Source organism: Mesorhizobium sp., assembly GCF_024509055.1.
Lineage (GTDB): Bacteria > Pseudomonadota > Alphaproteobacteria > Rhizobiales > Rhizobiaceae > Mesorhizobium.
In genome coordinates this window covers 1-13105 of record NZ_JANINM010000469.1, presented here as the reverse complement: position 1 = coordinate 13105, position 13105 = coordinate 1, and the positions used below count along the sequence as shown (strand labels likewise).

The 13105-nt window shown below is 64.4% G+C and carries 13 protein-coding genes; 7 read left to right on the top strand and 6 right to left on the bottom strand.

Annotated elements, in window-relative coordinates; translation table 11 throughout:
* Positions 1-131 precede the first annotated feature (131 nt).
* Positions 132-263 (top strand): hypothetical protein, encoded by a 132-nt coding sequence (locus tag Q0L57_RS27200; protein ID WP_263498119.1) that lies wholly within the window; start codon positions 132-134, stop codon positions 261-263.
* 38 nt (positions 264-301) lie between these two features.
* Here the strand turns inward: Q0L57_RS27200 and Q0L57_RS27195 are convergent, their stop codons facing one another.
* The 3 genes from Q0L57_RS27195 to Q0L57_RS27185 form a co-directional block, all read right to left on the bottom strand.
* On the bottom strand, positions 302-1069 hold the full coding sequence (locus Q0L57_RS27195; protein ID WP_296746161.1) for a metallophosphoesterase: 768 nt from the start codon (positions 1067-1069) through the stop codon (positions 302-304).
* Positions 1070-1207: 138 nt separating this feature from the next.
* Positions 1208-2344 (bottom strand): alpha-hydroxy acid oxidase, encoded by a 1137-nt coding sequence (locus Q0L57_RS27190; protein WP_296746160.1) that lies wholly within the window; start codon positions 2342-2344, stop codon positions 1208-1210.
* A gap of 23 nt (positions 2345-2367) precedes the next feature.
* Positions 2368-3171, bottom strand: coding sequence for an FCD domain-containing protein (locus Q0L57_RS27185; protein WP_296746159.1), 804 nt, complete (start codon positions 3169-3171; stop codon positions 2368-2370).
* Positions 3172-3378: 207 nt separating this feature from the next.
* Here Q0L57_RS27185 and Q0L57_RS27180 point away from each other — a divergent pair, with 207 nt between their 5' ends.
* The 4 genes from Q0L57_RS27180 to glcF all read left to right on the top strand — a co-directional run bounded on the left by Q0L57_RS27180 (position 3379) and on the right by glcF (position 9427).
* On the top strand, positions 3379-4701 hold the full coding sequence (locus Q0L57_RS27180; RefSeq protein WP_296746158.1) for a DUF3422 family protein: 1323 nt from the start codon (positions 3379-3381) through the stop codon (positions 4699-4701).
* Positions 4702-4860: 159 nt separating this feature from the next.
* Positions 4861-6357 (top strand): FAD-linked oxidase C-terminal domain-containing protein, encoded by a 1497-nt coding sequence (locus Q0L57_RS27175; RefSeq protein ID WP_296746157.1) that lies wholly within the window; start codon positions 4861-4863, stop codon positions 6355-6357.
* Between the two features lie 529 nt (positions 6358-6886).
* The gene (gene glcE, locus Q0L57_RS27170; RefSeq protein ID WP_296746156.1) at positions 6887-8092 is read left to right on the top strand and encodes a glycolate oxidase subunit GlcE; all 1206 of its coding nucleotides are present in this window, start codon (positions 6887-6889) and stop codon (positions 8090-8092) included.
* A 9-nt stretch (positions 8093-8101) separates the two neighbouring features.
* Complete coding sequence (gene glcF / locus Q0L57_RS27165) at positions 8102-9427, top strand: glycolate oxidase subunit GlcF (protein WP_296746155.1); 1326 nt, start codon at positions 8102-8104, stop codon at positions 9425-9427.
* An 8-nt stretch (positions 9428-9435) separates the two neighbouring features.
* Here the strand turns inward: glcF and Q0L57_RS27160 are convergent, their stop codons facing one another.
* Together Q0L57_RS27160 and Q0L57_RS27155 are read right to left on the bottom strand one after the other, a co-directional pair.
* On the bottom strand, positions 9436-10356 hold the full coding sequence (locus tag Q0L57_RS27160) for a bifunctional 5,10-methylenetetrahydrofolate dehydrogenase/5,10-methenyltetrahydrofolate cyclohydrolase (protein WP_296746154.1): 921 nt from the start codon (positions 10354-10356) through the stop codon (positions 9436-9438).
* A 293-nt stretch (positions 10357-10649) separates the two neighbouring features.
* Positions 10650-11390, bottom strand: a complete 741-nt coding sequence (locus tag Q0L57_RS27155; protein ID WP_296746153.1) for a L,D-transpeptidase — start codon at positions 11388-11390, stop codon at positions 10650-10652.
* A gap of 214 nt (positions 11391-11604) precedes the next feature.
* Between Q0L57_RS27155 and Q0L57_RS27150 the strand changes: the two genes are divergently transcribed.
* The gene (locus tag Q0L57_RS27150) at positions 11605-12243 is read left to right on the top strand and encodes a DNA-3-methyladenine glycosylase I (RefSeq protein WP_296746162.1); all 639 of its coding nucleotides are present in this window, start codon (positions 11605-11607) and stop codon (positions 12241-12243) included.
* 10 nt (positions 12244-12253) lie between these two features.
* Here the strand turns inward: Q0L57_RS27150 and Q0L57_RS27145 are convergent, their stop codons facing one another.
* A complete protein-coding gene (locus Q0L57_RS27145) occupies positions 12254-12499 on the bottom strand; it encodes a hypothetical protein (RefSeq protein ID WP_296746152.1) in 246 nt (81 codons plus the stop codon).
* Between the two features lie 204 nt (positions 12500-12703).
* On the opposite strand from Q0L57_RS27145, the gene Q0L57_RS27140 reads away from it, so the two are divergent.
* The coding region (locus Q0L57_RS27140; protein ID WP_296746151.1) for an ATP phosphoribosyltransferase regulatory subunit at positions 12704-13105 on the top strand (402 nt) is incomplete at its 3' end.

The window sequence follows — 13105 nt, the reverse complement described above, 5'->3', positions numbered from 1 at the left end:
CGACACACCGGCGATACAGAATCTGCTTAGCTACGCGAAATCGTCGAAACATTGAGACGCATTTTAGCGTTTCAACGCATTGGTAACCGCCTCGTGCACAGATGCTGAAAGCTTAACCAGAGATGACTTCCGTGAAAGCAGCGCTCCTGTCTTTTGTCATGCTGTCTGCCATCGTCCTGTGCGGTCTCGGCATCTATGCCGCCGATGCAGCGACTAACCACCGGGCCGTCGACGGCTACGGCGTCACGGCCTCGCTCGACTGATCACCACAAATCGGAAGCGCGCCGCGCCGGGACCGGGCCTAGTAGGCTTTTCCCTGCACATCGATGATGCGCTTGTCGCCGCCGTTGATGGCGAGCGCGCTAAGCATCCCTGATTGCCAGGCGAGCGTGTCGACGTTGACGCGGTTGGCCTTGACCTCGGCCTCGGGCACAGGCGTGTGCCCGTGCACGATCACTTTCGGATAAAGCCCGGTATGGTCGTGAAAGGCGTCCCGGATCCAGATCAGGTCATGCTGGTTCTGGCGGTCGAGCGGCACGCCTGGCCTTATACCGGCATGGCAAAAGAAGAAGTCGCCGAAACTGACCGAAAAGGGCAGCGACCGCAGGAAGTCGATATGGCCGGGCGGCACCGCTTTCACCAGCGTCATATGTCCCCGGCCGATCGCTTCCGCCTTGCCGAACCATTGCGCGTCGCGCACGAGGTCAACGCCGTAGGACTGCGCCGTCTGGACGCCGCCATAGTTCATGAACAGCCCGTCCGGCTCGGCATTGGCGAGAAAGTCGAGCATCCCGATGTCGTGGTTGCCGGCAAGCATGATGTTGCGCGGATCGCGCTTTCGCGCCTCGATCAGGAAATCGAGGACACTTCTGGAGTCCGGCCCGCGATCGACATAGTCGCCGAGATGGATGATGCGCCAGTCGGATGCCGGCGCATATTCGAGCTGGCTTTCGATCCGGCGGTGCATGGCGGCGAGCAGGTCATGGCGGCCATGCACGTCGCCGATGGCATAGAGCCGCATGCTGTCCGGCCCGCGCGCGTCGAGATAGTGGATGCCGGTCTCAATCAAGGCGAGCCTCCATGTCGATCACCACGGGAAACTAGGGCGGATCAGTGAACAAGGCCCTAGCGCGCGTCCCCAAATGCCCGCCGCCGGGTCAGGTCTAGGCCGCGGTTTAAGACAATGACCCGCACCGCTCGATGCGGTTCAACGGTATAGCTGGTCCTTGCCCATGTCGGTGACAAGACGCTTGCCGCACAGCGCCAGCGTGATGTCCATCTCCTTGCGGATGATCTCGAGCGCCTTGGTGACTCCCGCCTTGCCCATCGCGCCGAGGCCGTAGAGGAACGGCCGGCCGATATAGGTGCCCTTGGCGCCAAGGCAGAGCGCCTTGAGCACGTCCTGGCCCGAACGGATGCCGCCGTCCATGTGGACTTCGATCTTGTCGCCGACCGCATCGGCGATCTCCTCCAGCACCGAGATCGAGGATGGTGCGCCGTCGAGCTGCCGGCCACCATGGTTGGAGACAATGATCGCGTCGGCGCCGGTCTGGGCGGCCATCAGCGCGTCCTCCTTGTCGAGGACGCCCTTCAGGATCAGCTTGCCGCCCCAACGTTCCTTGATCCACGCGACGTCGTTCCACGACAGATGCGGATCGAACTGCTCCGTCGTCCACGATGACAGCGAGGACACGTCGCCGACGCCCTTGGCATGGCCGACGATGTTGCGGAACGTGCGACGCGGCGTGCCGGCGATGCCGAGGCACCAGCGTGGCTTCAGGGCCAGGTCCAGGATATTGGCAAGCGTCATCTTGGGCGGCGCCGAGAGCCCATTGCGGACATCCTTGTGGCGCTGGCCGAGGATTTGCAGGTCGAGCGTCAGCACCAGTGCCGAGCATTTCGCCGCCTTGGCGCGGTCGATGAGGTTGAGCACGAAATCCTTGTCGCGCAACACATAGAGCTGGAACCAGAACGGCTTGCTTGTCGCCGAGGCGACGTCCTCGATCGAGCAGATGCTCATCGTCGACAGCGTGAACGGGACGCCGAATTCCTCCGCCGCCTGGGCCGCCAGCATCTCGCCGTCAGCGTGCTGCATGCCGGTCAGTCCGGTCGGGGAGAGCGCCACCGGCATCGCCACCTTCTCGCCGATCATGGTCGATTCCAGCGAGCGGTTGCTCATGTCGACCAGCACGCGCTGGCGGAACTTGATCTTCTGGAAGTCTTCTTCGTTGGCGCGGTAGGTGCCTTCGGTCCAGGCGCCGGAATCGGCATAGTCGAAGAACATCTTCGGCACCTTGCGGCGGGCCAGGTCCTTGAGGTCGGCTATGGTGAGGATGTCGCTCATGGTGGTCCCCGCTAGGTCAATGCTTAGGAGCGTTTGCGTGTGGGTTCGATGTCGCCGGCGTCCGAGCGCTGCCTCAGCCTCAGCCGCGACACGCGCTGCCAGTCGCCGCTGCGCTCGGCCTCGGCCATAGAGCGCTCGACATAGGTGATGTGGTCCATGGCCGCTTTGCGGGCGGTGGCCGGATCGGCGGCCTTGATCGCGGCATGGATCGCCCGGTGCTGCTCAAGCAGCGCCTCGCGCGCGCCGGGCACGGTGAAGACGAGCAGTCGGTTCTGGAACACACCCTCGGAAAGCAGCCGGTAGCAGGAGCGCAGCGTATGCAACAGGATCATGTTGTGCGCGCACTCGCACACCGCGTGATGGAACTCGACATCGATCTCGGCCTCGTCGTCGAAGTCGCCGGTCCTGTGCGCTTCGTCCATGCGCGCCATGATGCGGTTGAGCAACGCGAGGTCCTCCGGCGTCGCGCGCCGCGCCGCATATTCGGCCGCCACAGCTTCGATCTCGCGCCGGTATTCCAGATAGTCGGTCACCGCCTTGCGGTGCGTGGAGATGAGGTCGGTCACCGGCTTGGTGAAGAGCTGGCCGATCACGTCGGCGACATGCGTGCCTCCGCCGGGCCGTGTCGTGAGCAGGCCGCGCCCTTCCAGCGCCTTCAGCGCGTCGCGCAGGATCGGCCGCGAGACGTCGAACTGGCGCGCCAGCTCGCGCTCGCCCGGCAGCCGGTCGCCGGTGCGCAGCACGCCTTCGAGGATCAGGCTCTCGATCTGCTGCACCACCTCGTCGGCGGTGCGCGAATGCTCGATCCTGGAGAAGATGTCGCTCAACGGAGGGCGCCTGGGAACGGAGTGGATGCCGCCCAGATTAAAGCCTCTGTCGCCAACTGGTCAAATTATTTATCCAATTCGCCGGATCTGGTCGGCTTGAGTGCCGCGCGACCCCATCGGCGGTTGCTAAAGTTTGCTGTTTACGTGCCTTGCCGATTGCCGCAAGACGGCGGGGTTGCACGAAAGGTCGAAACAGGGGGACCAGCCGTGTCGGACGAGACGTCCAACCTCGAATTCCAGCCGCGCACCCAGGGCAGCGTCATGGGCTTTCCGGCGCATGAGGGTCGCCCCGGCGCCCTGGGCGAGGTCCATGCGCGCCCGCACCCGCTGGTCGAGAAGCCGCGCGTGCTCGTCCAGCTTTCCTTCATGACCGAAGGCGGCTCGGCGGTCGACCATGCGGTGCTCTCGGACCTCTCCAGGCGGCTTGGTATCGCTGCGCCCGACCGTCACGCGCGCCACCATGCCATGAGATGGGGCAACGGTTCGCTGCGCTGGGAGCGGCATACGGAATTCTCGACCTATCTCTGGGAAGGACCGCTGGCAGAGAACGGCCGCGGACAGGAGGATTCGCCCTTCGGAAACGGTTTTTCGCCGCCCGGAACGGTGATTTCCGGCATCCGGCTCGAGATCCGCAAGTGGACGCAGGCGAGCGAAAAGCTGATCGCGGGCTTCGATCCGACAAGCCTCTGCTATTCCTTGGTTGAACGCGGTGCCGCCGCCATCATCACCGATTTCCGCCAGGACGGAGACGGGCTGACCCGCATGCTGGTGCTCGATCGCGACCTGACGCCGGCGAGCACAGGCGCCCTGTCACAGCGGCTGATCGATATCGAGACCTACCGGACGTTGGCCATGCTTGGCCTGCCGCTGGCGCTGACGCTGTCCGGCCGCGCCCGCCGCATCGAGGACCGTCTGGCGCAGACCACGCTGGAGATGAAGGCGGCCGAGACCCGCGACAGCCAGACGTTGCTCGCCGACCTCACCGAACTCGCCGCCGAATTGGAGGCCGATGCCGCGTCCAGTCTCTACCGTTTCGGCGCCAGCCGCGCCTATGACGGCATCGTCACCGAAAGGCTGGAGGCGTTGGACGAGGAGCCGGTGCAAGGCTACGACACCTGGGTGGGCTTCCTGCAGCGGCGCATGGCGCCGGCCATGCGCACCTGCCGCTCGGTCGAGGAGCGCCAGGCCAACCTGTCGCGCAAACTCACCCGCGCCACCACGCTGCTGCGCACATGGGTCGATGTCGAGGTCGAGCGCCAGAACCGCGACCTGCTGGCGTCGATGAACAACCGGGCCCGGCTGCAACTGCGCCTGCAGCAGACCGTCGAAGGCCTCTCGGTCGCGGCCGTCTCCTACTACGTGGTCGGGCTTGTCGGCCACGTCGCCGAGGGCATGTCGATCTTCGGCCATGCTTTCGCGCCGGAGGTTGTCACTGCCGCGTCGGTGCCATTCGCCGTCCTTCTGGTCTGGTGGGGCGTGCGCCGGGTGCGGCGCATGCACTCCGAGCCGGCCAAGCACCCGGGCGAATAACCGGCGCAGCCTCTTCAAACACGATGGATACGCAGCGGCAGATTGCCGCTGCGGAAGCCCGTCCGTGCTTCGGGCACTCGATCCGCCCAAAGCAGCGTTTGCAACAAACGCGCTTCACTGGTAAAAGATTTTGACCAGTCAAGCCAGATGAGGCAGCCCATGTCCGGCCTTGCCATGCCCAAGCCAGATGCCGGGACGATGCGCCGGCGCGCCGAGATCGTCGCCGACATGCGCATCATCGTGCCGGGCGAGGGCGTCGTGGATGCCGCCAACGAAATGCGAGCTTTCGAGAGCGACGGCCTCACCGCCTACCGGCAACTGCCCCTGGTCGTGGTGTTGCCCGAAACCGTCGCCCAGGTCTCGCGCGTTTTGAAGTACTGCAACGAGCGCAACATCCGCGTCGTGCCGCGCGGCTCGGGCACCTCGCTCTCCGGTGGCGCGCTGCCGCTCGAGGATGCCGTGCTGCTGGTGATGAGCCGCTTCAACCGCATCCTCGCGATCGACTACCCGAACCGCATCGTCGTCGCCCAGCCGGGCGTCACAAATCTCGGCATAACCACCGCCGTCGAGCAGGAGGGCTTCTACTACGCCCCCGATCCATCCTCCCAGATCGCCTGCTCGATCGGCGGCAACGTTGCGGAAAATTCCGGCGGCGTGCACTGCCTGAAGTACGGGCTCACCGCCAACAATGTGCTGGGCATCGAGATGGTGCTGATGAATGGCGAGGTGGTGCGCCTCGGCGGCAGCCATCTCGACCAGGAAGGCTATGACCTGCTCGGCGTCATGACCGGATCCGAAGGCCTGCTCGGCGTCGTCACCGAGGTTACGGTGCGCATCCTGAAGAAGCCTGAAACGGCGCGCGCGCTGCTGATCGGCTTCCCGACCAGCGAGCAAGGCGGCCAGTGCGTCGCCGATATCATCGGCGCCGGCATCATCCCCGGCGGCATGGAGATGATGGACCGCCCGGCGATCCACGCGGCGGAAGATTTCGTCCATGCCGGCTATCCGCTCGACGTCGAGGCGCTGTTGATCGTCGAGCTCGACGGACCGGGCGTCGAGGTCGATCACCTCATCGGCCTCGTCGAGGCGATCGCCTACCGCAACGGCTCGACCACCTGCCGCATCTCGCAGTCGGAGCAGGAGCGGCTGAGCTTCTGGGCCGGGCGCAAGGCGGCCTTCCCGGCGGTCGGCCGCATCTCGCCCGATTATTACTGCATGGACGGCACCATTCCGCGCAAGGAACTGCCGCGCGTGTTGGCCGGCATGCGCGACCTTTCCGAAAAATACGGTCTCGGCGTCGCCAATGTCTTCCATGCCGGCGACGGCAACCTGCATCCGCTGATCCTCTACGACGCCAATGTGCCCGGCGAGCTCGACAAGGCCGAGAGTTTCGGCGCCGACATCCTGCGGCTTTGTGTGGAAGCCGGCGGCGTGCTGACCGGCGAGCACGGTGTGGGTGTCGAGAAGCGCGACCTGATGCCGGAAATGTTCAACCAGATCGATCTCGACCAGCAGATGCGCGTCAAATGCGCCTTCGATCCCAATCACCTGCTCAACCCCGGCAAGGTCTTCCCGCAACTGCGCCGCTGCGCGGAGCTGGGAAGGATGCATGTGCATCGCGGGCAAGTGGCGTTTCCGGATATTCCGAGGTTTTGAGCGGAGATGACTAAGAAGCCACCCTCCCCACCTTCTCCATTGTCCAAGATCATCAATGATCGCCTCGCCGATACGCGGCTGGCTGGCGATTGGAGATACGGACCCGATCGAAAGCCGATTGTTTCTCCGCCGTCCCTCCGCCGCATGGGTGCTTTGCTGTGGGTATTCACTGAGCGTTACAGCGAAGGGGGGATGATGGTGGGAAGCTCGCGATGTCCACCATATACGCGTGACCTGAAATCTTTAGTGCACCTGGGCTTGCTGACGTTGAAGCGGGAGTTTCCAGGAAGAAATGTACTCAGAATCTCGACTTCCGGCCGAACCAGATTGGGCCAACTAAAGGTGTCAGAGGCCGACAAGCTTTGGGTTCTGCGTGCCATCGGGGAAGGCGCTCTACGATGAGAGCGCACGGCCAGTACGTCATATCGAGGTTTTGAATGGAGATGCTGGCGGAATTCGGCCTATCTCGGGCTTCGCCCGAGCCACGTCTCCCCCGCTTCGCGGGGGCGAGGAAAGGCGCTCACCAGCCATGACCACCTTCACCCCATCCACATCCGCCGAAGTCCTCTCCACCGTCCAATGGGCGGCGGCGGAGGAAACGCCGCTCGAACTCCTTGGCCATGGCTCCAGGCGCGGCATCGGTCGTCCGCTCCAGACCGAGCACACGCTCGACCTGTCGCATCTCGCCGGCGTGACCCTCTACGAGCCAGCCGAACTGGTTTTGTCGGCCCGCGCAGGCACGCCGCTTGCCGAGATCGAGAAAATGCTGGCCGAAAACGGCCAGCAATTCGCCTTCGAGCCGATGGACTACGGTCCGCTGCTCGGCGCACAGCCGGGCAAGGGCACGATCGGTGGCGTTCTGGCCTCGAACCTGTCAGGTCCTCGCCGCCTTAAGGCCGGTGCGGCGCGCGACCATATCCTCGGTGTTAATGCGGTGTCCGGTCGTGGCGAAGCCTTCAAGTCAGGCGGCCGCGTCGTCAAGAACGTCACCGGCTACGATCTCTCCAAGCTGATGGCGGGAAGCTGGGGCACGCTTGCCGTGCTGACGGACGTCACCTTCAAGGTGCTGCCAGCGGCCGAGACCGAGGTGACTTTGGCCATCCGTGGCCTTCTCGACGATGCCGCGGCTGCCGCCATGGCGCTGGCTCTCGGCTCCAGCGCCGAAGTATCGAGCGCGGCACACCTGCCGGAGCGCATCGCCGCGCGCGTCGCCGACGGCAGGCACGGCAGCGATGCCGCCACGCTGCTGCGCGTCGAAGGCTTTGGCCCGTCGGTCGTCTACCGCATCGAAGCGTTGCGAAAATTGCTCGGCAAGGCCGGTCCGCTGGAAGAGATCGCTGGCGAGGCGTCAAAGACCGTCTGGCGCGACATCCGCGACTGCGCACCTTTCTCCGATGGCAAGAGCGGGCCGATCTGGCGCGTCTCGATGGCGCCCTCGCAGGCGCATCACATGGTCATGGCGCTGCGCATGCAGGCGGCCGTCGACGCTTTCTACGATTGGCAGGGCGGGTTGGTCTGGCTTGCAATGCGCGAGGACGACCCGGAGGCCGACTTGCTGCGCGGTCTCATCCACAAGCATGGCGGCGGCCATGCAACGCTGGTGCGCGCCTCCGCCCCGCATCGCGCGGCGGTCCCGGTGTTCGAGCCGCAGCCGCAGTATCTCGCCGCGCTGTCGGCGCGACTGAAGACCGAGTTCGATCCCAAGCAGATCCTTAACCCCGGCCGCATGGCTTAGGACGAATAGATGCAGACCAATTTCTCCGCCGCACAGCTTGCCGATCCGCATGTCGCGGAATCGGAGAAGATCCTGCGCAAATGCGTACATTGCGGCTTCTGCACCGCCACCTGCCCGACCTACGTCACCCTGGGCAACGAACTCGACTCGCCGCGCGGCCGCATCTACCTGATCAAGGACATGCTGGAGAACGGCCGCCCGGCCGACAAGGAGATCGTCACCCATATCGACCGCTGCCTGTCCTGCCTCGCCTGCATGACGACCTGTCCTTCGGGCGTGAACTACATGCATCTGGTCGATCATGCCCGGGCTCACATCCAGGAGACCTACAAGCGGCCGCTGCTCGACCGGCTGACGCGCGCCATGCTGGCTTCCGTGCTGCCTTATCCAAGTCGCTTCCGCACCGCATTGAAGCTCGCTGGCCTCGGTAGGCCCTTCATCGGCCTGTTCGAAAAGCTGCCGGCGCTGAAGCCGGTCGCGGCTATGCTGAAGCTTGCGCCCTCGTCGATCCCGCCGGCGTCGCCGATGGCTTCGCCAGGCACGCATGCCGGGCAGGGCGCGAAGCGCGGCCGTGTCGCCATCCTCACCGGCTGTGCGCAGTCGGTGCTCGATCCGGCGATCAACGAAACGACCATCTCCTTGCTGACAAGGCTCGGCGTCGAGGTCGTGGTGCCGGTAGGCGAGGGCTGCTGCGGCGCGCTCGTCCATCATATGGGTCGCGAGGAAGCGGCGCTTGCGTCCGCCAGGCAGAATGTCGATGCATGGACCAATGCCATCGAGAAGGGCGGGCTCGACGCGATCGTCATCACTGCGTCCGGCTGCGGCACGACGATCAAGGACTACGGCTTCATGTTGCGTCTCGATCCGGTCTATGCCGAGAAGGCCGCGCGGGTTTCGGCCCTTGCCAGGGACATCACCGAATATCTCGCCGGCCTCGACCTGCCCGAGCCGGTGCGCAAGCCGGGCACGATCGTCGCCTATCATTCCGCCTGCTCGATGCAGCACGGCCAGAAGATCACGCGTCAGCCGAAGGAACTCCTGATCAAGGCCGGCTTTGTCGTGCGCGAGCCGCGCGAAGGCCATCTCTGCTGCGGCTCGGCCGGCACCTACAACATCCTGCAGTCCGAGATTTCGGCGAAGCTGCGCGACCGCAAGGTCAAAAACATCGAGGCGACCGGCGCCTCGATCGTGGCCACTGGCAACATCGGCTGCATCACCCAGATCGCGTCCGTCGCGAAGCTGCCGGTGGTGCATACGATCAAGCTGCTTGACTGGGCCTATGGTGGCCCGAAGCCGGAAGGCGTGTCCGACAAAATCCCGCTAGCCGCCGAGTAGCGCGGCGGCTATTCCGCCGCGAGTTGGTCCGCCACACCATAGGTCGCGCGATAAAGCGCGCGCTGGCGGTTGAGCGCCACCATCGTGTTGCGCAAAAGGATCGCGACCGTCAACGGGCCGACGCCGCCCGGCACCGGCGTGATCCAGGCAGCCACTTCCTTGACGCTTTCGGTATCGACGTCGCCGACGATGCGGCTTTCGCCGTCAGGCCCGATTTCCGAATTGATGCCGATGTCGATGACGCAGGCTCCGGGCTTGACCATGTCGGCCTTGATCAGCCGCGGCTTGCCCACGGCGACGAACAGGGCATCGGCGCGTCGCGCATGCGCGGCCACCGAACGCGTCATGTGGTGGCAGACCGTCACGGTCGCGCCCTCGCTCATCAACAGGAAGGCGATCGGCTTGCCGACGATCTCGGAATGGCCGACGACCACCACCTCGAGCCCCTTGAGGTCGAGCCCGGTTTCCTTGAGCAACTCGACAGAGGCGGCCGCCGTGCAGGGCGCAAGATCGAGCTGGTTGTAGACGATGTTGCCGATCGAGGCCGGATGCATGCCCTCGACGTCCTTCAGCGGATGCACCGCCGCCTGCAGCGTCTTGATCGGGATATGCAGCGGAACCGGACGCTGGATGATGATGCCGGTGACGCGCGGATCGGCGTTGAGGCCGTGGATGGCGGCCTCCAGTTCGCCGGCCGAAATGTCGGCGGCAAAACGCCTTTCCTCGAAGCCGATGCCGGCAAGCCCGGCCTTGGCGCGCTGGTTGCGCACATAGACGTCGACCGCGTCGGTGTCGCCGACGGTGATGGAGACGAGCTTCGGCGGAAAACCTTCCGCCGTGGCGATCGCCGCGTCTTCGCGCACCGAAGCGATGATACGCTGGGCGACCGGACCGCCCCTGAGATAGCGGCTGTCGTCGGACCGTGACATGGGTGAAACCTCTGCCTGAACAGGAATTGTGCGCTGCAATAGCAGAGCGCGCCCGCGAAATCAGCCCCCGAATACGAAACGCCCTGTTTTCGCGGCGACCCGTCGCACGGAGCGGAAAAGAAAAGGGCAGCGCGGTTTCCCGTGCTGCCCTTTCGCGACCGACCGTATCCCCACACGGCCCGTCCCCCGTAAACTCTTCACAAGCTAAGCAGGTCTCGCGAAACCGCACAATGACTTTAAGGCAACAGTATCCGCCAAAAAGCTCTGCGGTCTCGCCACTTGATTCGCGGTTACTATATCACCTCGACCGTGGTTCCGACATTCACGCGCTCATAAAGGTCGACGACATCCTCGTTACGCATGCGGATGCAGCCCGACGACACCGCGCCGCCGATCGTCCATGGCTGGTTGGTGCCGTGGATGCGGTATTCCGTCGTGCCGATGTAGAGAGCGCGCGCGCCGAGCGGGTTTTCCATACCGCCGGCCAGATAGGTCGGCAGGTAGCGGCCCTTGGCCGCCTCGCGCTTGATCATCTCCGCCGGCGGGCGCCAGTCCGGCCACACCTTCTTGTCGGTGATCTTGTGCGTGCCCGACCACTCGAAGCCGGGCTTGCCGGTGCCGACGCCATAGCGCCGCGCCCTGCCGTCCTTCTCGACCAGGTAGAGGAAGTTCTGGTGGGTATCGATGACGATGGTGCCCGGCTTTGCCGGCCCGTCATAGGCCACTTCCTGCGGCAGGTAAATCGGGTTGATCTGCGGCCGCATCACCATGCGTTTGGCCGGCGCCTGCACGGCCGCCGTGCGCTGCTGATCGGGCTTTGCCTGGAAAAGCCGCTGCAGCGGCTGCTGGGTTGCCTGGCGCGTCGGCCGAACGATTCCGGGCGCCTGTCCAAGCTGCAGCAGCCAGGGCGCCGAGAGATCGGGGCTCACCACCACCGGCGGCCGTTCGGCATAGCGGTCATTGGCAAGCGAGGGGATGGCGCCGGCGGCAAGAACCGCCACTGCGCCGAGCAGGGAACAGAACGCTGTCTTCATCGGAACGCACCTTGATCGTCGAACTCGTCCGGGGCGGGGAGGGCCCTCGGCTTCGCGATCCTTGGCGCTGAGCGGCAAGCAAAACATGAATCGGAATGCGTAAAATGCCGACTTGTCAGTAAACCTTTTGGTGTGGTTACCGGCCGGTTCAGGAATCTGGTAAAGCCACGGTAAAATCAGCGCTCCGGCGCATTAACGAATGGATCTGGCAGCGATGGGACAGGAAAACTCAGGCGTTCTCGAAGGACCCGACGGCAAGGCACGCTGCTTCTGGCACGGCAACCTGCCGGACTATCTCCACTATCACGACCATGAATGGGGCCGGCCGGTGACGGACGACCGCCGGCTGTTCGAGAAGATCTGCCTGGAAGGCTTCCAGTCGGGCCTTTCCTGGTTGACCATCCTGCGCAAGCGCGAAAATTTTCGCGAAGCCTTCGCCAACTTCGACTTCGACAAGGTGGCTGCCTTCACCGACGAGGATGTCGAGCGCCTGCTCGGTAATGCTGGCATCATTCGCCATCGCGGCAAGATCGTCTCGACCATCAACAACGCCAAGCGCGCCCGCGAGATGGTCGATGAATTCGGCTCGCTGGCCGCCTGGTTCTGGAAGTTCGAGCCGGGTCCGGACGAGCGGCCAGAAGTAGTCGACCTCGCGCATCTGCGCGCCAATCCGACGACGGCGGTCTCGGTACGGATTTCGAAGGAACTGAAGAAGCGCGGCTGGAGCTTTGTCGGCCCGACTACGGTCTACGCCTTCATGCAGGCGATGGGACTGGTCAACGATCACCTCGAAGGCTGCTATTGCCGCGCCGAGGCGGAGGCCGAGAGGAAGAAGCTGAAGCGGCCGAAGTGAGAAACGGGAATCAAAAGCCGCTGGCGCGAGCGAGCAGCAATCCCGCGATGATGGCCGCTACTGCAGCAAAAGCCGGATAAAGTACCAATAGTCCGGTCATGAGCGCATCACGCCCGGTCGGTCTGCGCGGCTCAGCCGCGACGTCGAACGGTCCAGCCGGCTGGGCCGCGGCTTTCGACGCTGACGCGCCGGCCTGCTGCCGCCGAGCAATCAAATGTCTGCGCTCGACGATGTCGAATTCTTCCGCCGCGATCATGGCCCAAGCCCCTTCTCCTAGGCGGCTTTATGGTCGCCGATTGTGTCGGCAGCATGCCGCACTTATGGCGGAATTGTTTCGTTCTCGGCGCGATTTGTTTCGGGCGTCAAGGCCGAGGGAGAAGGAGGACTCCCTTGCCGCTCCGGGCCGCATCGTTTAGGAAACGCGCGCCCGGAATGAGCCAGTTTTAGAGAAGACCCACCCATGGCCGACAAATCTGAAAAGACGAAAGCGCGGCTGCCGCGCGGTTTTGCCGACCGCAGCGCCGAGGACATCCGCGCCGTCGAAAAGATGATGGCCACCATCCGCTCGGTCTACGAGCTGTACGGCTTCGAGCCGGTCGACCAGCCTATGATCGAATACACCGATGCGCTGGGCAAGTTCCTGCCGGACCAGGACCGACCGAACGAAGGTGTGTTCTCCTTCCAGGACGACGACGACCAGTGGCTGTCGCTGCGCTACGACCTCACCGCGCCGACGGCGCGCTTCGTGGCGGAAAATTTCGAGAAGCTGCCGAAACCTTATCGCAGCTACCGTTCCGGCTGGGTGTTCCGCAACGAGAAGCCCGGCCCGGGCCGCTTCCGCCAGTTCATGCAGTTCGATGCC

Coding starts and splice junctions, on each gene's coding strand:
- Q0L57_RS27190 (WP_296746160.1), bottom strand. CDS start 2,344: ATGAGCGACATCCTCACCATAGCCGACCTCAAGGACCTGGCCCGCCGC.
- Q0L57_RS27175 (WP_296746157.1), top strand. CDS start 4,861: ATGTCCGGCCTTGCCATGCCCAAGCCAGATGCCGGGACGATGCGCCGG.
- glcE (WP_296746156.1), top strand. CDS start 6,887: ATGACCACCTTCACCCCATCCACATCCGCCGAAGTCCTCTCCACCGTC.
- glcF (WP_296746155.1), top strand. CDS start 8,102: ATGCAGACCAATTTCTCCGCCGCACAGCTTGCCGATCCGCATGTCGCG.
- Q0L57_RS27160 (WP_296746154.1), bottom strand. CDS start 10,356: ATGTCACGGTCCGACGACAGCCGCTATCTCAGGGGCGGTCCGGTCGCC.
- Q0L57_RS27155 (WP_296746153.1), bottom strand. CDS start 11,390: ATGAAGACAGCGTTCTGTTCCCTGCTCGGCGCAGTGGCGGTTCTTGCC.
- Q0L57_RS27150 (WP_296746162.1), top strand. CDS start 11,605: ATGGGACAGGAAAACTCAGGCGTTCTCGAAGGACCCGACGGCAAGGCA.
- Q0L57_RS27145 (WP_296746152.1), bottom strand. CDS start 12,499: ATGATCGCGGCGGAAGAATTCGACATCGTCGAGCGCAGACATTTGATT.